Source organism: Pseudomonas sp. S3_E10, assembly GCF_054667615.1.
In genome coordinates this window covers 5,653,795-5,672,745 of sequence record NZ_CP162743.1, presented here as the reverse complement: position 1 = coordinate 5,672,745, position 18,951 = coordinate 5,653,795, and the positions used below count along the sequence as shown (strand labels likewise).

The 18,951-nt window shown below is 57.7% G+C and carries 24 protein-coding genes; 4 read left to right on the top strand and 20 right to left on the bottom strand.

Annotated features, from left to right (window positions below; genetic code table 11):
• Positions 1-3: 3 nt before the first annotated feature.
• Positions 4-1,509 carry a conjugal transfer protein TraG N-terminal domain-containing protein gene (locus tag AB4N98_RS25940; RefSeq protein ID WP_460149035.1) on the top strand — a complete coding sequence of 502 codons (1,506 nt, stop codon included), beginning with the start codon at positions 4-6 and terminating at the stop codon, positions 1,507-1,509.
• 3 nt (positions 1,510-1,512) lie between these two features.
• On the opposite strand, the gene AB4N98_RS25935 is transcribed toward AB4N98_RS25940, so the two are convergent.
• Entirely contained in the window at positions 1,513-1,869 is a 357-nt protein-coding gene (locus AB4N98_RS25935; RefSeq protein WP_460149034.1) for a DUF3742 family protein, read from the bottom strand.
• 139 nt (positions 1,870-2,008) lie between these two features.
• On the opposite strand from AB4N98_RS25935, the gene mobH reads away from it, so the two are divergent.
• The 3 genes from mobH (at position 2,009) to AB4N98_RS25920 (ending at position 5,981) form a co-directional block, all read left to right on the top strand.
• Positions 2,009-3,658 carry a MobH family relaxase gene (gene mobH / locus AB4N98_RS25930; RefSeq protein WP_460149033.1) on the top strand — a complete coding sequence of 550 codons (1,650 nt, stop codon included), beginning with the start codon at positions 2,009-2,011 and terminating at the stop codon, positions 3,656-3,658.
• A gap of 290 nt (positions 3,659-3,948) precedes the next feature.
• Positions 3,949-4,200: a hypothetical protein gene (locus tag AB4N98_RS25925; protein ID WP_150675517.1), complete on the top strand. Its 252-nt coding sequence runs from the start codon at positions 3,949-3,951 to the stop codon at positions 4,198-4,200.
• A 1,004-nt stretch (positions 4,201-5,204) separates the two neighbouring features.
• Positions 5,205-5,981, top strand: coding sequence for a hypothetical protein (locus AB4N98_RS25920; protein ID WP_460149032.1), 777 nt, complete (start codon positions 5,205-5,207; stop codon positions 5,979-5,981).
• A gap of 54 nt (positions 5,982-6,035) precedes the next feature.
• On the opposite strand, the gene AB4N98_RS25915 is transcribed toward AB4N98_RS25920, so the two are convergent.
• Genes AB4N98_RS25915 through flgA form a run of 19 tightly spaced genes read right to left on the bottom strand, consistent with a single transcriptional unit; the run spans position 6,036 to position 18,875 of the window.
• A complete protein-coding gene (locus tag AB4N98_RS25915) occupies positions 6,036-6,740 on the bottom strand; it encodes a sigma-70 family RNA polymerase sigma factor (RefSeq protein ID WP_460149031.1) in 705 nt (234 codons plus the stop codon).
• An 18-nt stretch (positions 6,741-6,758) separates the two neighbouring features.
• The gene (gene fliP / locus AB4N98_RS25910; RefSeq protein ID WP_460149552.1) at positions 6,759-7,481 is read right to left on the bottom strand and encodes a flagellar type III secretion system pore protein FliP; all 723 of its coding nucleotides are present in this window, start codon (positions 7,479-7,481) and stop codon (positions 6,759-6,761) included.
• Positions 7,481-7,822 (bottom strand): hypothetical protein, encoded by a 342-nt coding sequence (locus AB4N98_RS25905; RefSeq protein ID WP_150675514.1) that lies wholly within the window; start codon positions 7,820-7,822, stop codon positions 7,481-7,483. Before AB4N98_RS25905 ends, fliP begins: the two co-directional genes overlap by 1 nt.
• Positions 7,819-8,124 (bottom strand): FliM/FliN family flagellar motor switch protein, encoded by a 306-nt coding sequence (locus tag AB4N98_RS25900; RefSeq protein ID WP_150675513.1) that lies wholly within the window; start codon positions 8,122-8,124, stop codon positions 7,819-7,821. Before AB4N98_RS25900 ends, AB4N98_RS25905 begins: the two co-directional genes overlap by 4 nt.
• A gap of 1 nt (position 8,125) precedes the next feature.
• Positions 8,126-8,881 carry a FliM/FliN family flagellar motor C-terminal domain-containing protein gene (locus AB4N98_RS25895; RefSeq protein WP_460149030.1) on the bottom strand — a complete coding sequence of 252 codons (756 nt, stop codon included), beginning with the start codon at positions 8,879-8,881 and terminating at the stop codon, positions 8,126-8,128.
• 3 nt (positions 8,882-8,884) lie between these two features.
• On the bottom strand, positions 8,885-10,063 hold the full coding sequence (gene flgF / locus AB4N98_RS25890) for a flagellar basal-body rod protein FlgF (RefSeq protein WP_460149029.1): 1,179 nt from the start codon (positions 10,061-10,063) through the stop codon (positions 8,885-8,887).
• Positions 10,063-10,485 carry a flagellar hook assembly protein FlgD gene (locus AB4N98_RS25885; protein WP_150675510.1) on the bottom strand — a complete coding sequence of 141 codons (423 nt, stop codon included), beginning with the start codon at positions 10,483-10,485 and terminating at the stop codon, positions 10,063-10,065. Before AB4N98_RS25885 ends, flgF begins: the two co-directional genes overlap by 1 nt.
• Positions 10,475-11,206: a hypothetical protein gene (locus tag AB4N98_RS25880; RefSeq protein ID WP_460149028.1), complete on the bottom strand. Its 732-nt coding sequence runs from the start codon at positions 11,204-11,206 to the stop codon at positions 10,475-10,477. Before AB4N98_RS25880 ends, AB4N98_RS25885 begins: the two co-directional genes overlap by 11 nt.
• Complete coding sequence (locus AB4N98_RS25875; RefSeq protein ID WP_460149027.1) at positions 11,196-11,657, bottom strand: hypothetical protein; 462 nt, start codon at positions 11,655-11,657, stop codon at positions 11,196-11,198. The genes AB4N98_RS25880 and AB4N98_RS25875 overlap by 11 nt, the downstream gene beginning before the upstream one ends.
• Positions 11,647-12,993, bottom strand: a complete 1,347-nt coding sequence (locus tag AB4N98_RS25870; protein ID WP_460149026.1) for a FliI/YscN family ATPase — start codon at positions 12,991-12,993, stop codon at positions 11,647-11,649. The genes AB4N98_RS25875 and AB4N98_RS25870 overlap by 11 nt, the downstream gene beginning before the upstream one ends.
• Entirely contained in the window at positions 12,977-13,699 is a 723-nt protein-coding gene (locus AB4N98_RS25865; protein WP_460149025.1) for a FliH/SctL family protein, read from the bottom strand. Before AB4N98_RS25865 ends, AB4N98_RS25870 begins: the two co-directional genes overlap by 17 nt.
• Complete coding sequence (locus AB4N98_RS25860) at positions 13,689-14,135, bottom strand: hypothetical protein (RefSeq protein WP_460149024.1); 447 nt, start codon at positions 14,133-14,135, stop codon at positions 13,689-13,691. Before AB4N98_RS25860 ends, AB4N98_RS25865 begins: the two co-directional genes overlap by 11 nt.
• A 3-nt stretch (positions 14,136-14,138) precedes the next feature.
• A complete protein-coding gene (fliF, locus tag AB4N98_RS25855; protein ID WP_460149023.1) occupies positions 14,139-15,503 on the bottom strand; it encodes a flagellar basal-body MS-ring/collar protein FliF in 1,365 nt (454 codons plus the stop codon).
• A gap of 18 nt (positions 15,504-15,521) precedes the next feature.
• Positions 15,522-15,827 (bottom strand): flagellar hook-basal body complex protein FliE, encoded by a 306-nt coding sequence (fliE, locus tag AB4N98_RS25850; RefSeq protein WP_460149022.1) that lies wholly within the window; start codon positions 15,825-15,827, stop codon positions 15,522-15,524.
• A gap of 1 nt (position 15,828) precedes the next feature.
• Positions 15,829-16,224 (bottom strand): flagellar basal body rod protein FlgC, encoded by a 396-nt coding sequence (locus AB4N98_RS25845; RefSeq protein ID WP_353631288.1) that lies wholly within the window; start codon positions 16,222-16,224, stop codon positions 15,829-15,831.
• Between the two features lie 2 nt (positions 16,225-16,226).
• Entirely contained in the window at positions 16,227-16,604 is a 378-nt protein-coding gene (locus tag AB4N98_RS25840) for a hypothetical protein (protein WP_353631289.1), read from the bottom strand.
• Positions 16,605-16,613: 9 nt separating this feature from the next.
• On the bottom strand, positions 16,614-17,723 hold the full coding sequence (locus AB4N98_RS25835) for a flagellar basal body P-ring protein FlgI (protein WP_191629727.1): 1,110 nt from the start codon (positions 17,721-17,723) through the stop codon (positions 16,614-16,616).
• The gene (locus AB4N98_RS25830; protein ID WP_150675499.1) at positions 17,720-18,289 is read right to left on the bottom strand and encodes a flagellar basal body L-ring protein FlgH; all 570 of its coding nucleotides are present in this window, start codon (positions 18,287-18,289) and stop codon (positions 17,720-17,722) included. Before AB4N98_RS25830 ends, AB4N98_RS25835 begins: the two co-directional genes overlap by 4 nt.
• Positions 18,276-18,875: a flagellar basal body P-ring formation chaperone FlgA gene (flgA, locus tag AB4N98_RS25825; protein WP_460149021.1), complete on the bottom strand. Its 600-nt coding sequence runs from the start codon at positions 18,873-18,875 to the stop codon at positions 18,276-18,278. Before flgA ends, AB4N98_RS25830 begins: the two co-directional genes overlap by 14 nt.
• Positions 18,876-18,951 lie beyond the last annotated feature (76 nt).

Here is an 18,951-nt window from a genome sequence, read left to right as displayed (position 1 = left end):
ACCATGACGCTCTATACCGATGACTACCTTGAGTACTACCTGACTCTGGTAGCATGGATCGTCAATAACGGGATCTGGGAACTGCTGATCACCAGCGGCGTTATCGCCTTGCCGTTCTTTGCCATCGTGCTGCAGGAATGGCTGCGGGCCCGCACTGAGGGTGCGGATGAGGGCAATAAAGGCGCGCTGTCGACCTTGCGCGTGGAGAACCGCGTGTGGGTGGCCATCGTGGTGGTGATGTTTGCCGGCATCCCGTTTATACCGGTGGATTTGAGCACGTTAGCGTATGACAACAGCCGCTCCAGCCAATGCCAGATCAAGGTCGCCACGCCGCAGGAAACCCGCTGGTCGTATGCCTTCACCGTGCTGAATGACCAGAGCGCATATGTGCCGGTGTGGTGGTTCTTTATGCATGCGCTGTCCAAAGCCATCACCGGTGCTGCCGTGGCGGCGATCCCGTGCGGCACCGACCTGCGGCAGATGCGTATAGAGATCGATGCCACGCGTATCGATGATCCGGTGTTGGCGCAGGAAGTCGCGGACTTTAGCCATGACTGCTACGGGCCAGCGCGGGCGAAGTTGTTTATGAACCGTCCGGATTTGAGTGAAGCGCAGATGGACGATATCAATTGGATTGGCTCGAATTTCTTCCTGGGAAGCAGCGGCTACTACGACAGCTATCGCGCCAAAACGCCACGCAGTGCCTGGCCGTATGACGCTAATCGAGATGCCGGGTTAGCCCAGGTGCCCAGTGGCGGCGGATATCCGACCTGTCGGCAATGGTGGTCGGACAATGAGGATGGGCTGCGCCCGCGTTTGTTAGCCCAGGTGGACCCGGAGTTATCGCTTAGCCTTGGCCGCTGGGCCGGCTTTATCAGCAAGGCACAAGTCGATGATGCGCTGATTCGCGCGATCGCAGCCCCTCGGCAGCAGACGCTGAACCAGGGCCAGGTGTACACCGATTACGGCGGGCAGGTGGATATGAAGGTCTCCAATATTGCCGCACGCGGGGCCGCGGATCTGGGGCTGACGGTGGGCTCGCTGGGCTTTTTTCCGGCCATGGATGTGGTGCGTCAGGCGCTGCCGATGGTGTTGTCGTTCTTGAAGATGGCGCTGACTATCTGCATCCCGCTGGTGCTGGTGATTGGCACGTTTGAGCTGAAGGCACTGGTGACCATCAGCTGTGTGCAGTTTGCACTTTTTTTTGTGGATTTCTGGTTTCAGTTGGCGCGGTGGATCGATAGCACGATTCTGGAGGCGTTGTATGGGTGGAGTTCGCCGCAGAGTAATTTCAATCCGTTGATGGGGTTGAACAATTCGTTTGGGGATATGTTGCTTAACTTTGTGATGGCGATGATGTTCATCATCCTTCCGGCCTTTTGGATGGCTGCGCTGACGTGGACTGGGTTGCGCGTCGGCAACGTTGCTCAGATGCTGAATACCGGTGTCGATGATGCCAAGGCCGCAGGTAGTAAAGGGGGCACGTCTGGAATGAAGATAATCCATTAACTACTAATCATCGGGGGAGCCTGGGTCGATACGAATTCCACCCCGATACAGGCCGTAGCCACTGAGACCGTTCTTCCATTCCGGCCGAACTTCGTAAGAATCAAAGCCTGCTTTCAGTACCCACCTCACAGCCAGGGTAACGGCAAAACAGATCACAGCTATCCAGAACGTCATATACAAAAATATGCCTAACACGCTCAGCGTCATGACCCAGCCGCAGGCCTTGATGAGCCATCTCGGCAGCCCCTTCTCGCCCAGAAGCTGCAATACCCGACGTTCGAACAATAGATAGTCTCGGCATAACCGTCCAAGCCATGTCCCCAGCCGCATTGACGCCGAATTTTGACGATATTGTCCCATCACCATTGCTCCAAACTGCCCGCCTCTAAAAGGTAAGCAGCCCAAATGGAAAAGACCAAGGGAAGGGTCATCAAGAGGAAAGGTCCTACCCAAAAAAGGGAAAAGGCTCTCCAGTTAATCCAGCCGCGGAGTCGAAATCATGCTCACCTTGTTCCGACGCACGAAGAAGCCCCCTCCTGCAGATACTGGAACCTGTGCTCCCTCTCACGCCAAGGACCTGACCCTCCCGCAATCGGCCCAAACTCTGCTCGCCATTCCTCGCCGGCAACACCTGCTGGACCAGATCTGGCAACGCACATCGCTCTCGCGCAACCAATTCAAAATGCTGTACCTGTCACCCATTGAGCGCTACGCCGCCCTGGTCCAGTTGCTCCCCGCCTCCGAGAGCCATCACCACGCCTACCCCGGCGGCATGCTGGACCATGGCCTGGAAGTCGTCGCCTGCGCCCTTAAACTGCGCCAATCCCTTCTCCTTCCCTGCGGCGCCGCACCCGAAACCCAAGCCGCTCAATCAGATGCCTGGACAGCCGCAGTGGCCTACGCCGCCTTGCTGCACGACCTCGGAAAAATCGCCGTCGACATGCATGTCGAATACGCCGATGGCCACCTCTGGCACCCGTGGCACGGTCCCCTGGCTAAACCTTATCGCCTACGGTATCGCCAGGGCCGTCAATATCGCTTGCATGGCCCTGCCTCCGCCCTGCTCTATCACCAAGTGCTTGATCCTGCTCTGTTCGATTGGCTCAGCGGCTTCCCGGAACTCTGGAGTACCTTGCTGTACCTGCTGGCCGGCCACCACGAGTACGCCGGCGAACTCGGCGAGCTGGTGATCCGCGCCGATCAAGCTTCCGTGGCCCAGGCCCTAGGCGGTGATCCGAGCAAAGCCCTCAACGCCCCAAAACACGCCTTGCAGCGCAAACTGCTGGACGGCCTGCGCTACCTGATCGGCGAAGAACTTAAGCTCAACCAACCCCAGGCCTCCGACGGCTGGCTCACCGAAGACGCCCTCTGGCTGGTGAGCAAAACCGTGTGCGATAAACTGCGGGCGCACTTGCTGGCACAGGGTTTCGACGGCATACCGCAAAGCAACATCGCGGTGTTCAATGTCCTACAGGAACACGGCATCGCCCAGCCTAATCCTGAGGGCAAAGCTATCTGGGCAGCGACCGTCACAGGTGGTAACGGATGGTCTCATCGATTCACTTTTCTCAAGTTGCCGCCTGCACTGATCTGGGAGGTAGGCGCACGGCCAACGGTGTTTGTCGGGACTGTCAGCGTTGATCCCTCCATACCCATGACACCAGATGACCTAATCCCACCAACTGAGCCGGACGTTGAGCCTTACGACGATGCGACACCGCCGCGTAAGGACGAGCCCGAAGAAGATATAACCTCGCCCGGCCAGCACTTTATGGACTGGCTGGCCCAAGGCATTCGCAACCAGACCCTACGCATCAATGACGCGAAAGCCTTGGTTCACACCGTCAACAATACCCTGTTTCTAGTCACTCCAGGGCTGTTCCAACGCTATGCCCAGGCACACCCGCACCTCGCTCGCCGGGCTAAGCAGGACAAGGTCCCTGACTGGGAATGGGTACAAAAGCACTTTGAACAGTTGAGGCAACACCGCAAACAACCCAACGACCTGAATATCTGGACCTGCACCGTGCAAGGCCCGCGCAAAACCAGCCAACTGCACGGCTACCTGCTGATTGAACCGGAGGCGTTATTGGGCGAACTGGCACTGAACAACCCCTACCTGCACCTCATAACAGACTCGCCCGAGTAGGAATTTACACACAGCACTTACGGAATAATCCGTCGACATGCAGTGTCGCCTTCTGAATTGACCGAGTGCTCTATCACATTACATTTGCGGATGTATCTGGCTGACCTGTTCAGCCACTTGCCAGCAGCCAGGATCTTCAGGCTGCGTGCGGTTCGCCGCAGAGATCCAGCCCATGATCGCCGTGCTTCCAGTAACGCGATCAGTCGACTCCGGTCGATGGAAGCCGTTTATCTCCCCACCCCCTACGGGCCTTCCCGTATGGGGTCGGCCTTTGATACTTTGGAGGTCATATGAAACTCGAAATTGCTCTTTACCAGGCGTTGACGTCAATCAACGTCCCCGAGCAAAAGATCAATGCGGTAATCGAAGCGATGGAGTCCGACTTGAATACGTATCTCGCTACCAAAGTTGATATCGCAAACCTGCACAATCAGTTGCAGTCGGAAATCTCGCGACTCGAAATCAAGCTGACGATGCGGATGGGTGTGATGCTGTCAGCCGCCGTAGGTATTCTGATGGCGTTCATGAAACTGATGCAGTAACTCATCACAGCGTTTCTTCTCTGCGGGGAGCCATCCACGATGGATGGTTTCCTCGCGCTCTACCCTCTACAGTCAGTCAGCCTAATCACAATATCTACCGCCTAACATCCCTCGGCCGCACTAAGCGCAACCGCCAATGCCTCTTATCCGTCCTCTCGACGATGCAGACTCAGGAGCGTGCCCTATGACTATCGGATCCACCTACGACTACCCCTGCCTTCGCCAAGGGACTAGAGACTAGGGCAGTAGATCGTAGGTCAGGAAGGCCACCGACCGTCAATGTCGTCGAAGGTTACCTGTCTATCGAGTCAGCCCATACCCTCTGTCAGGAATCGCCACTCGCGATCGCTCGTGAACCTGATGCTACTGGGGGCGAAATTGGGGGCATATTTGAAATTTCCTACCTGAAAATATTGTTCTAGAGCTCAGTGAAATGTTTTTGGGGGATGGCCCGTAACGAGGTTCATGTTGCGCTGTAATTGTTTCCCCATCAGCGGAAGGCGTAGCGCTACGTTTGCTTGCAGCGGCCGAAGCGGCGTGCAAAACGCCCTAGCTGTTTGTGTAGACTAATGCGTGGAACATCGCTTCACAGGCACACATTACAAAGGCGGGGCTTGTATCAAGCGGGCAGATCGCGAACATTGATGAACACGATCCTGAATGGGGGTATGTGAAATTCGTACGATAATCACTACCTGCCCCGAACAGAGGTTGTTGGTTTGACCAGTCCTAAAACGTGCTTATCGCTGCCGTGTCCCCGGCGTTCTGCCGACCGAATATCAAATCAGAATCCTCTGCAACACGTCGAAAAGGCGAGTGACGACAAAATCTAAATTGCTGTATATATATACAGTTTCACTCATAATGACCGCTGACGGTGTATTCGATCCGGATTAAAGGAAGCACCACTACGCTGCAGTACAAATGGCTGTATGACGGCGGTCATACGCCTCGGGTTATTTCGACCCGCACTCAAGCACGAACCTTACTTAAGGATGAGTATTATGAACGACGATTTGAAGCAGTCAGGCTCTACCACTACCTCGCAGAGCACCACCTCCCTGGAGCAGGTCAAAACTGGACGGGTCTTGGATTTCACTTGGGCACCTAACGCCAATACTACGACCACCATCGTCTCGGCAGACTTTCTCGACTACCGGGTCGATACCTCCCAAGGCAACACTACGGGAGACTGCCACTCAATAGCACGGTTAACCTATGCCCAGGGCAAAGGTGGCGGCCAGATCAGCGCGTTGTTTCTTGAAGAGATGCGTGCAGGTGTACGCGACAACACCCAGATCGGGCTGATGGTCGGACGCAAATGGGTTCTAGACCCTAGCGCAGAGGTCTCCGGTAGCATCGGCACCTATGTTGTTGAGCAATTCGATGACATGCGAACCAGTGTCAATTATGTCGGCGCCTTCGCCCGTGTCTTTGCCGACCCTAGGATGGTCAGCTACCACGCCGGTGGCCACGTGCACACGAATGTTTCGATCACTGGCAGCAGAGCCCTGACCATGGCGGATTCAGGTAAGTCGATTCTGGTTATCAGCAACACTGACGTCACACTTACGTTAAGTGACGATGTGACTGAAGGATTCAAGGCCACTCTCATTCAAGCGGCCGCCGGCAAGATCAACATCTCAGCATCGAGCAGCCACACGATCTACAGCAACGCTGGGAACCGTACACGCACGCTTAACCCGCTGGATGAGCTGGAAATCAGTACATTCCCGGGCGGCCCGCTATTCCTTGCCTTCCGGGTCAGACCTACCGCCTGACGATCTGCAGCGCGCTGGCTAAGGATCCACTTAAGGCCAGCGCCACATTGATGTTCACCACCGCACCCCGCCCATGAAATGCTCATGACTTTGCCGCACACGCTTCAACGCTTGAGCATGCAACTGTGAAATCCGCCCTTTCGAAAGGCCCATCAACTCACTGATCTCCGTGAAGCTCAAATGTTGATAGTAATGAGCGACGATCACCCGCTGCTCGTTGGGCGGCAGCTGTTTCACACACTCATTAAGGTGGTCATGATTTTGCTCCACTTCATACACATTCAAAGGGTTACTGGCCTCAGGCTCATGATCAATGATGCCTGACTCCAAGAACAGTCCAAACGCTAATCCTATCGCTACGTTGGCAACGTGCTCCAGATCGCTCGCGCCTTCGTCCTCGCTGCCAGACAGGCTCACAAGACGGTCCTGGTACATTTTTCGGCTATCGCGTACGTAACACGCCAAGCCTTTGAGTACGTTGCCTTTCACATAGGGTTCGGCATAGGCCTGAAAACGGGTGTTCAACGCCGGATTAAATCGGTCGATGGCTTGCAGCAAGCCGATAGACGCCAGATTCACGTAGTCGTGCCATTCGGCGAGTGGGTGGGGATAACGCACGTAAAGCAAGCGCGTAATCATGCGCAACCACTGCCCGTAAAAGAAAAACAGATGGCTGTGGGCATCGCTGGATTTTTCGCTCAGCCAAGCCTGCCAGAGCGAAAGCTCATCGGTTTTGTCAGCGTCTTTTTCCGGTTCCATGGAATGGGTCGACTCTGGCTAGCCCAAACCACGCATCAATGTCTGGGCGATCAATCCCCAACCATCGATGAGCAGGAACAACATGATTTTCAACGGCAGTGAAATGGTGATGGGCGGCACCATGATCATCCCCAGGGACATCAAGATTGAGGCCACCACCAGGTCAATGATCAAAAATGGAAGGAAAATCATGAAGCCAATCTGGAAGGCAACCTTCAACTCGCTCAGCATGAAGGCTGGCACCAATTTGACTGGAGAGAGGCCGTCCGGGCTTAAGGGTAGCGGCGCCTTGGCAAGCTCGTAGATCAGCCGCAGATCAGACTCATGAGTTTGACGAACCATAAAGTCGCGAATCGGCACCCATCCTTGCTGGGCGGCCCCCTCTAAACCGACCTTGCTGGCAAGAAACGGGCGGACACCAATGTCGTAGGTTTTTTCCAGGGTAGGCGCCATGGCAAACAAGGTCAGAAACATCGACAGCACGATCAACACGATATTCGGTGGCGTTTGCTGCAAGCCAAGCGCCTGGCGCGTCAGTGAAAGCACCACAATATTTCGGGTGAAGGTGGTGAGGGCGATCATCATAAAGGGCACAAACGACAGTGCTGTCAGCAGCACCACAATGCTGACGGGCGACTGGATCTGATTGATGTGCAGGCTGCCCCACTCAGAGAAGTCGTCGGCGGCCAATGCCGTCAGAGGCAGTAACCCCAGGAGCAAAAGCGCAAGGCCTCGGATCATCACGATTGAAGATCCGGAGCGGGCGCAGAGGCAGATTGGCTGAGCACAGTCACCGTCGCACCGTTGGATGATTCCGTGACCAATACATGCACCCCATCCGCGCGCACCAGATAGACTTTGGTTTTAGTCGATAGCCTGAGCGCTCGAGTACAGTTCAACTCCGTAGTCGGAATACTTGCACTACCAGTTGCCTGACGCTTGGCGTACCAACGCATGACCAAGTACACAATGGCCAGCAATAAAGCCGTGACCAATAGCACCTTGATCATGAGTACAAACGACACCGGGTCGTCCTGGCGAAGCGGCAAGCCCAAGGGCTGGGAAGTAATGTCCGTGGTCACAATATTTCCGTCAACTGAATGCCAAAGTTGTCGTCGACGGCAACCAGGTTGCCACGCGCCACGGCCTTGCCATCCAGGCACAGCGACGCGGGTTCGTGGACTTGCTGCAAGAGCTTGACGATGTCCCCGCTCTTGAGCGCAAACAGTTCGTCGACACTCATCGACGCGTTGCCTAGCTCAACCACCAGTTCCACGACCACATGTTTGATCAGGTTCATGTCCCGCTTGATCAGCGCCGGCATGCTTTCATTGGCGACGTTTTTTGCCTCTTCCAACTCGATTGAATCGACTGTAGCTGTCACGCTAAAACTCCTTTGGCGATTGACCGGAAATCAGTTGTACGGCGAGATTGTCCTGCTGCCGGGCGAGGTATCCCGACGCGACTACACTCGTGCCGACCCGCAATTTCAGGGTTTGGGAAAGCAGTGCCTGAGCGCGCAAGGTGTCCCCCGGGTGCAGGTCGTTCATCTCGCCAATGGACAGGCTGGCGAGTGGCAATTGCAGCGACAGCTTGACCTTGGCCTTGCCCAGGGCATTTTCACGCGGGAACAGCGGCGGCTTGACCTCGTGTGGTCCCAGCGCGTTGTTCAACAACGCAGCGTCCAGCACGACATAGACCCGAAAAGACTCAACGCTGACGCGCAGTAGAATGTCGGTACTCATCGGTTTGCCGAGTGCTCTTGGCGTTGCCGCCAGCAATTCTGCCGCTGGCGCCTGGCCGATTGACGCCAAGACACCATTGACCAGTGCTCGCTGGGCGCCCTGAAGCAAATACTCCGCGGTTTCGTCTGCAGGCAACTCCTGGGCGAATGCGCCAAACACCAGTGCCGTCCAGTCCCCCGCCACATACACCGCAGCACCTGCACTATCGGCCTTGAGCCACGTCAGAGGGTACGCGCGCTCCTGGTCAGCGGCATCAACACGCTCCAGGCACTCAATCTGCCAAGGTTTTCCCATCTGGCTGAAGCACCATTGCTCACGCCAAGCTTCCACCGCCGGTGGCAGTTTTTCTGTGGCTGCGCTCCAGCGGCTCTTGCCAATAAACCCCAACGCTCTCATCAATTACCCACCCCGAGTGCCGTTGTAGAGTTGCTCCAGCATTTCGTTGGAGACCGTCATAACCCGGGAGCTGGCCTGATAACCGCGCTGGATGATGAGGATGTCGCCGAACTCCTGCGCCAGGTCGACATTGGACAACTCAAGGTAACCGCCTTGGATACGACCGAACTGAGCCTCACCTGCCCTGCCAAATTCGGCACTCAGGGTGGAGGGCGTCCTGTACTGCGAATTCGCGCCAGCAATCAGCGCTGTCTCGTCAGCAAAGTCGGCCAGGGCCAACTGGCTCCCGGTGCGTTTTTCGCCGTTGGCATAGGTAAATTGCAGAACGCCTTTCTCATCGAAGGCGTAACTGCTCAACCCCGCAATCGCACTGCCGTCGACCACACGAGCGCCCAAGGTGTGGCTCGGACCACTGGCCACCTGTGAGGCCAGGTTGAAACTGCCTGGCGTACCGAAATCCAACTGAATGCTCTGTGCGGCGCCGTTGGCAGTCAGGGTGAAGTTCAGCGTATTGGAGCCTGCCACGGGACTGCCGTCAGGACCAAAGGCAATGGTGCCGCTTTGCAGCAATGCGCCGCTGGCATCTGAAACACTGACTTTCCAGCTGTTGGGCGGTGTGGTTTGCTGCTCAAACTTGACACTCAACGTGTGGCTGGCGCCCGTCGCGTCAAACACCTGGATCGAGTTGATTTGGTGGGTGGAATCCGTAGGGCCGCTACGCGCCAAAGCACCTATCATCTCGATGCGGGTGGTGGCCTTGGGTGGCAACGTCCGCTGGCCCTTGATATTGATGTCGCGCAAGTTGCCCGCAGAGTCGATACCTGCCACTTTCAATTGGGTCACGGTGTCCACCAGATACCCGTCCTGGTCCACCTGGAACTGCCCGGCCCGTGTGTAAGACAGCTCACCGCGTGCATCGCGCAGCACGAAGTAACCTGAACCGTTGACGGCAACGTTGGTGTTGTTGCCGGTCTGACGGTTTTCGCCGGGTTTGATCCGCACCTCGGTACCGGCGATGCCGGCGCCAAAGCTTTGTCCATTCTGGCCGTTGACGCTGCGGTAAAACGTGTCGCTACCGCGGTACCCAGGGGTGTTCATATTGGAAACGTTATTGGAAACGTTGTCCAAGCCCTTGGAAAAGGAAAACAGGCCACTCATTCCGTTATAGAAAGCTTGCAGCATCACGCCCCCTGTCTGACCAGTTTGATTTGCGAGAGACGCACGTCCGTAAGCACGGAGCCGTCGGCTTTTTTGATAGAGAGCACTGGTCCAGTCGAGGAAAACGCAATGGCTGATACCGAACCGATCACGCTACCTCCCGTTGTCATATTGATCTCCACCTGACGCCCCAGGAGCCCGAGAGACTGCGACGTCGCGCTCATCGACACCAAGTTATTGGTGTTTTCATTAGTGACGCGGGTCTGCTCAAGGTTGGCGAACTGCGCCATCTGGGCCAAAAACTCACGGTTATTGATGGGTTCCAGGGGGTCCTGGAACGTCAACTCGGTGAGGAACAACTTGATAAAGTCCTCCTGCCCCAAGCGGCTTTGCGCCAGCTCCGAGGTGGTGGTACTCAGTTCGTTGCCTATCGCTTCAATGGCCATGGGAGTCGCCTGTTGAATGACGTGAGAGAGACGGGGCCTGCCACGCTGGCTGGCCATTGATCCAGATGCTTTCAGGGCGTACAGCCTGATGTATCAGGTCTTGCACCAGGGCCCGCTGTTCTTCCGGTGCCAGGTGGTAGTCGCGAATGATCACTTCGATGCCTTTACCCCGTGGCAAAACCTGTACATGACGTTCTGGCCACTTTCTTACCAAGTAGGCCAGGGCCGGACTTGCGCCAGGCAATTCATGGCCGGCATCCGCCAAGTCATCGCCGGCAAGGTGAATGGCTTTCTGCTCAAAGGCGCTGTTGTATTCAATTGAGGGTAATGGCCTTTGAAGCGGGAGGCCGTCCCAGGCTTGATAGAACGCACGTTCGTTATCAGCCGCAGCAACTCCGCGTTCAACGTGTGTCGTCTGCTCAAATAATTGCGGCACATACGAAAGGTGTTTTCCGGCGCGAAGCCCGAGGCTATAGAGTTCCAACACGCCCCTCTCGGGAGTTTTCAAACTCGACTGAAGCAGGCGCTGAATATTGAGCAAACCAGCCTCCTGGGCCAGATGATCATCGGTTGGCGGCAACAATTGATCCGCCTTTGCCAGCAACGGCTCAACCCCCGCTCTCTGCGCAAATGTCGGCCCTTGGCGCTTGTTGTTACTTAGCGCTGGCGCCTGCGCGTCCGGCGGCGTAACCCATAGAGACACCCCGACGTTAAGCCCCATGACTCGCCCCTCGCGCCTGCTGCGCGTCAAAGATATCGATGGATTCCTGATCCCTCAGGTAGCACTGCAGGTCATGCAATACCGTATTGAAGGCCTTTTGCGTCACCTGCACCTCGAGCGTGCGGCGCCCCAACAGCGTCCTGCATGCGCTTTCCTCGTCCTGTACCTCGCCCAAGGCCTGTACCCGAGACTTCAACGCAGCAAAACTCTGCGATTGGGCCAGTAGACGCTGCTCGTACTGCGCCGGGTCCAACGCCACGCCTACGCGACCTTGCTGCTCAAACGACGATTGGAGTTGCGCATACCGCTCGTGCTCTTCCTCCAGCAGGCGTTCGGCGGTGCGCACACCGCGTAAACAGGCAGCGTGACTCAATGCAGCTTTTTCCCGTTGCAATGCTCGCAAGCGGGTCGCGGCCGCCAGCTGCCTGAGCTTGCGCTGTTCATCCTGCATGGACGGCTCCTGCGGTCAGTTGTTGCGACAAGCGCCGCACGGTCTTCCAGGCGTCAGCCGTCAGTACATGTTCGTTCGAGCGCTGTTTGAGCAGTTCATCGAACTGTGGCTTAAGCGTGATCATGCTATCCAGCAATGGGCTGGTGCCCTTCTCATAGGCTCCCAACTCAATCAGGTCCGCGCTGCTCTGGTAAGCACCCATCCCAGCACGAAGATGATCGACCTGGGCTTTTTGCTCGTCGCTGCGCAACGCATTGGCAAGGCGGCTGACACTGTGCAGCACATCGATCGCAGGCCAATGACCCCGCGCGGCGATGGTCCGGCTCAGGACGATGTGCCCGTCGAGAATGGCGCGCATATGATCCGCTACCGGCTCATTCATATCGTCACCTTCCACCAGGACGGTATAAACGCCGGTGATCGAGCCTTGATCATTGAGGCCGCCGGCACGCTCCATTAGCGGTGGCAGGAGCGCAAACACCGAAGGGGTGTAGCCCCGGCTGCCCATTGGCTCCCCGGTAGACAAACCAATTTCACGCTGCGCCAGGGCAAAACGGGTGATCGAATCCATGATCAATAGCACATGCTGACCCTGGGCACGAAACCACTCAGCGATGGTGGTCGCCGTGTAGGCCGCCTGGCGCCGCAGCACCGCAGGTTGCTCAGCAGCAGCGGCGATGACTACGGCCCTTTTCAAGCCCTCGGGGCCCAGGCTTTCACGAATGAAATCGCCGACTTCCCGGCCGCGCTCACCAATCAGGGCGATGACAATCACATCAGCGTCCGCGTACTGACTCATCATCCCCAGCAGTGTGCTTTTGCCCACGCCGCTGCCCGCAAAAATCCCCACACGCTGCCCACGCCCCAACGGCATAAATACGTCAACGGCCTTCACCCCGGTGACCAACACCTGGCTGATAGGTGAGCGATGCAACGGATTGATGGGGGCAACAAAACGCGGCATCAGTATTAGACCCGTTGGCGCAGGTTTATCGTCCAAAGGCTGGCAAGTGGCGTCCAGCACACGGCCCAACAGCCCCTTCCCCACTGGCACCCGATAAGCCTCGCCACGGGCAATCACCTCACTGGCCAGGCACAGCCCGTCTACCGGACCATAAGGCATGAGCAATACGCACTCACGGCGTAAACCGACCACTTCGGCGACGAGCGCGTCGCCCCCAGCCGCCGGAACAATGTCCACTAATTCGCCCAACTTCACATCCAGCCCGGTCGCCTGCAGTATCAGGCCCTGGATTGAAATCAAACGTCCCAGACGCCGACACAGCTTCGCCCGTGCCAGCTCTGCTATCCGCTGATCTTCATACACCTGCCACATTGGCATCCCCCCTTTTATCGGGAGCTAATAGCGCGTTAAGGGCCGCAAGCTGTGTGTCCAAACCAGCGTCCAGTTGGCCAATGCCGTGGTCGATCAGGCAACTGCCCGGTATCGCTGCCGCGTCCGGCTGAAACAACGCCAGTAACGGATCGTCCTGCATGCAGGCCTGTAGCGTGGCGAAATCCAAAGCGGCGATGCGGATGCGCAGCGGTGCCTGCAATTGATACTCTTCAATCGCCTGCCGGGCCATATCGGCCACCAACGATCGACCGGGAGCATGCTGCCCCAGCAACCGCACGACCACTGCCAACGCCAACCGGCCAACCGCCGGTGTCATCGAGGCAATCATCTGCGAGCCTTGTTTCTCCAACTGGCTGGCCAGCTCGACCAGTTGCAATCGTTGAGACTCCAACGCTTCGCGCAACGCCGCTTCTTTCTTCTGCCAGGCCTGCTGCTGTTGAGCCAGCTCCGTGGCTGCCTGTTTGGCAAATTCAGTGCGAGCCTGACCCAGGCCTGCGGCATGGGATTGCTGGTGCAAATCGGCCAGTTCCTGCGCAAACGTCGCGCGCAGGACCTCCAGTGCAGGGGACGGAGTGACAACAGGATCGACGCTACCCGGCGATCCCATAACCGGCAGGCGCCGCCCACCGGCCCCCTGCCCTGGCTGACGCAGCACGGTTTGCTGACCCGGCACCTTAGCGCTCATCCTGGCCTCCTGAGCGCGCCAGATACTCTCGCAGGCTGCTGACCAGTGCGGGCGGCATTGTGTGCTTTGCGAAAGCCGTGTCCCAACGTCTTATCGACGCACTGTTGGCCAGTGTGCTCAACGCTTCACGCCGTTGTACGGGCGTTTCCAACTGCAAGACCAAGCCGGCCCAGAATGGGTGGCCGGCCTTGAGCAACCGTTCGTGGATAACATGGCTATGAGCACTTGCCTGGACCTGAGGCTGTGCCGCCAGTTCATTCATCAACCCAGCCATCACCGACGGTTCGCTGGCCAGCCCCAATTCGTTGATTTCGCTCAACAACGCGTCTATTTTTCGGCGTTCATCAACGGCTAAATTGGCCAGGATCCATTGACGATCATCAGCGTGCAGGCAGGCTAGGCGGATTGCAGCCTTGCGCAGTGGCGAAAATTCCATGGTTCAGCGGCCCTCCACCAGCCAGCGACGCAAGTCGCCCAGCAGTTGTTCACGCTCCATGGAAGACAGGCGGGGCAGGCTATTGGCGATGCGGGACTCACGCTTGCGGGTTGCCGTCCATAGCATCAACAGAATGATCGACAGTGCAGCAGCCAGTGCTGCAATCCCCCAACGCATCCATGGCACCGCAACGCCTGGTGGTGCCTGCGGATCGCCAGAGGACACCACCGGCGAGGTGGCGACATTGGTGGCGGCGGGCTTCGCGGCAGTCGTGGCGGGCATGGGCGGGATATACGCGATCACCAGACGGTCGCCCCGTGCGGGATCAAGTCCCAAGGCCGCTTCCAGCAAGCCCTGGATTTCCTTGAGTTGAGCATTCGCTGACGGCGTGCTGAGTACGATGCCTACTGTGATCCGCTCGATCTTCCCCGTGGCATGTTCAGTTTCGGCGCGCTCTTTACCCACCTCGTAGTCCACTTCACGGTTATTTTGCGAGCGTTTTGAATTGCTTTCGCCTGTCGAGTTATCGGTGGACGCCGTGGTTTTTTCTCGGCGAATGGAGCGTTTGTCGGCAAGGGGTTGTTCGCTGATGGATTTGACCCGGTCAAAATTCATCTGCACCCGCACGGAGATGTCGGCGCCATTGCTACCCAATGGGCGCAATAGCAACTGCTCGGCCTTTTGCTTCAGGGCCTGTTCAACCTGGGCTGTCAATTGCTGATGCTCGGGCGCCCCTGCTGCCCCGTCTGAACTGCTCAAAACCAGGCCGTCTTCATTCAGCACGGCGACGCGTTCCAGGGACATGCCCTCCACAGCAGAGGCCACTACTTGTTGAATGCCGCGTACGCGCTGAGGATTCAAGGCGCCTTGCAACCGTGGTCGGACAATCACCGAGGCCTTGGGCGGCTCTTCGGCTTGCTGGTAAAGGCTGGTTTTCTTGAACGTCAGGTGAACTCGGGCGTATTCAACTTCGGACATGCTCATGATTGAGCGCGCCAATTCACCTTCCATCGCCCGTTGATAGTTAATCTTCTGGCTGAACTCCGACATGCCGTAGTCGGCCTTGTCGAACAGCTCGAAGCCCGTGCTGCTACGGCTCGGTATTCCCGCTTGCGCAAGGTACATGCGGGCAGTGGCTGCCTCTTCTGCTGCAACCTCGATCACACCTTCCTTGGTGTTGATGCGATACGGCACCTGACGCTGGCTGAGAATTGCCAGGATTTCGGCTTGTGAGGCTTCGCTGGCGTCCTTGTACAGCGCCACATAGCTGGGCCGAAATACCCACCAGATGGATAACGCCAACAGCGCGATGATCAGCACCACGCCACCGAGGAATACGCTGGAACGACCGGTAAAAAGCTTCGACACGGGTTTATCTTCCATGGGTTAAATCTGCAACCGCGCCAATTCCTGGTAGGCATCTACCAGACGATTACGTACCTCGACCGCCAATTGAAGCGACAGTTTTGCCTGCTCCATCGCCATGACCAAGTCATGGGGCGCAACGTTTTCACCCACGGCATACGACGACAGCAAGGCAGTTGCCTGGTCGGTCTGCTCGTTCAGTTGTACGGCGCCCGATTTCAACTGGCCAAGAAAGTCAGCACCACTGACGTTATGCGTCTCAAAGGCCATCTCGTTTGCCGACGACAGCGCTGAGGTCAGTCCGATGGGGGTAATTGCTGCGCTCATGTCATTTCCCGATTTCTAAGGCTTTGAGCGTCATGGCTCGCAAGCTGTTGTAGGAGCGGATATTCGCCTCGTAAGCGCGGGTCGCCGAGACCAGGGTGGCCATCTCTCGGGCGGCTTCGATGTTGGGGTAGTGCACCATGCCGTTATGGTCGGCCATGGGGTGGCCGGGGTCCTGTACGACACGGGTTTCGTTACCCTGATAGGCTTGAACCCGAGGAGCATGCAACCCCACCTGACTGGCAAAACTGCCGGGCGGCGCTACCCGCAACAAGGGTGAATCCTGCCCCGGGCTGAGTGCCACATTGGCAATCGCCAGGTTGTAGCTGGCGACTTCAACCCGAGTGCGTTCATAGGCCATGCTGCCGCGAATCACTTCGCTGATATTGTCCAACGGCATGCTCAGCGCCCTCCCTTGATCGCCAATTGCATCAGGCCGAACTGGCGAGAAACGCCATCGGCCAACGCTTGATAGCGACCGCTCGCAGCCGACAACTCGGCTACCTCGGCGTCAGGAGAGAGCGGCGTGATCGACGTGTAGTGCTGCAGGTAAGGCGCCAATTCGCTGTCCTGCATCGCTCGCAGCGACTGCGCGAATAATTGGGCGTCACCCTGGGCGCCCCGCAAGGCCGTCAGTGGCTCATGGCTGTTGAGCCGCATGACCTGGCCACCGGGAACGCTGGCCATGGCGATATTGTGCGCCGCGACCTTGGCCCGCAGATGCTCCAAGCTCATGGCGAAACGTACGGTCTCTACCGCTAGACTCATATCCGCAGACATCACCGCTCCTTATTGAACAATCAGTTCGGCGTGCAAGGCGCCGGCTTGTTTGATGGCTTGCAATACTGTGATCACTTCACGGGTACTCAGACGCACCTTATTGAGCGCCTGCACCAGATCGCCAACCGTAGCGCCCTCTGCCAGCTTGACCGGGCCATGCTGCTCCTCGGTCACATTCAGCTCGGTGTCCGGCACAACGACCGTGCCCACACTTGGCCCGGTACGACCAATCCAGGACGGCTGGGACACCTGGTACTTGGTGCTGATCACCACACTGAGTGAGCCCTGGGAAATGCTCACCTCACCCAAGCGCACATGCGCACCCGCCACGACCGTTCCCGTGCGCTCGTTGACCACCACGCGGGCGGCATAGTCAGGCGCCACGGATACGTTCTCGATGCGGGAAATCAATCGGGGCAAACCAGCCGCACTGCTCAGCGGAACTTCAACCTTCGCCGCATGTACGACTCGCACGCCGGGCAATCCCAGCTCACGTGTCAATGCGTCGGCAATACGCTGCGCAGTGGTGTAGTCAGGCTCGTTGAGTACCAGTACCAGATTGCGCGCAGCGGCATCATTTTCGGTAAAGGCCGAGCGTTCAACGCTGGCACCTCGTGGAATGCGGCCTACCGTGGGGTGGTTTTTCTGCACCGAGTTCTGGTTGGCTTCAAAGACATACCCCCCCACCGACATGGGGCCCTGAGCCAGGGCGTAGAGTTTTTCATCGGGCCCATACAACGGCGTCATCAGCAAGGTGCCACCCAACAAGCTACGCGCATCGCCCAGGGAGGAAACCTCGACATCCACCTTGTCACCCGTCTCACTGAATGAACGCAGGTTGCCGGTGACCATCACCGCCGCCGTGTTGCGCGCATTGAGATCCGAGTCCGCCACGTTCACATTGAAATTTTTCAGGGTATTGACCAGCGACTGGCGCGTGGCACGGTTGCGGTCGGTATCCCCCGTACCGGCCAAGCCCACCACCAGGCCGTAGCCGATAATTGCGTAATCACGCACGCCCTGGATGCGTGTCAGTTCCTTGATCCGTACATCGGCCCACCCCGCCGGCAGCCAAAGGCTGAGCAACAGGCCCAATAACCCCATCGTCAGCTGTTTCATAGGATTCGCAGCCACTTGAGGGTTCGGAAAACGATGCTTTGCTTCTGCGCATCGGTGATCACCCCATCGCCGACAATGTCAATTTGTGCATCGGCCAGGCGGTAGGACAACACGGTGTTGTTGTAGGCAATATCATCGGGGCGCACCAAACCGCTGATACGCACTTGCTGCTTCTCATCATTGACGGTCACCAATTGCTCACCGCTGACCCGCAGCAAGCCTTCGGGCAGTTGGTCAATGATTCGCACCGACACATTGGTGCGGATCTGCCCGCTACGATTGGTCTGGCCTTTGCCGCTAGAGTCGCCTTGCAGGCCGAGGCGACCTTGATGGTTGTTGTTGTCCCATCCCAGGCGCGCAGATATATCGGTACTGCTATCGGCCCCTGTCCCGGCGGCGCTTTGCGCCGAGGTCGATTCCACCACCAGAATCGTCAGAGTGTCCCCAACGTGGTAGCCACGGCGGTCGCCAGTGAGAGAGCGATAGCCATCGGGATTGATCAGGCTTTGCGCGCTGGCGCAAATCGGTAGCAGCATAACCAGCCAAAACGCCTTAGCGTTGAACATGGACTTCCCCTTTGCCGGCCACCACTGCCAACAGGCTCGCCTGCGCACCGTTGACTAACACGGGGATAGGCTCACCCAGCACGCCGGGGCGCATCGCCTTGCCCTCGGTGCGCAGCATCAGGCCTGGGCCATAGACCACGACAGTGACGGTTGCATCACGTAGCACCAGCGGTTCGGCTTTCAAGTGCCGATTGAGAATCGGCATGCCGGCGTTGACCATTTGCCCCAACCACGCCCCCTCCAGGTTACTGGCCAAATCGTCGGGGGATACTTGCGCGGCAACCACGTCCAGCCGCTCACGGCGTGGCTGGGTATCGCTCAGCGCCTGATCCGTGCGCCCATTGCGGCCATAAACCCAGGCCTGACCCCACGCCTGGACCTTGAACCAAATTGTCACTTGGCTGGCATGCGTCTGCCCGCATACCGTGCCTTTAAGTTCAACCGCAACGCGGCTGCGCAGGTGCGTCGACAACAACCGCACCCGGGGCGATGCCATAACCGGCAAGTCACCGATGGGCGTCAGTTGGATATCCAGTTGCTCGTTGGAGAATGCCGGGCGCACGCGCTCAGTGATGTACTGTGCCATCTGGCTGGGCGTTTGCCCTATTGCACACTCCAACGCGTTTGCCTGGGCACCCCAAAGGCAACCAACGACGATAGCG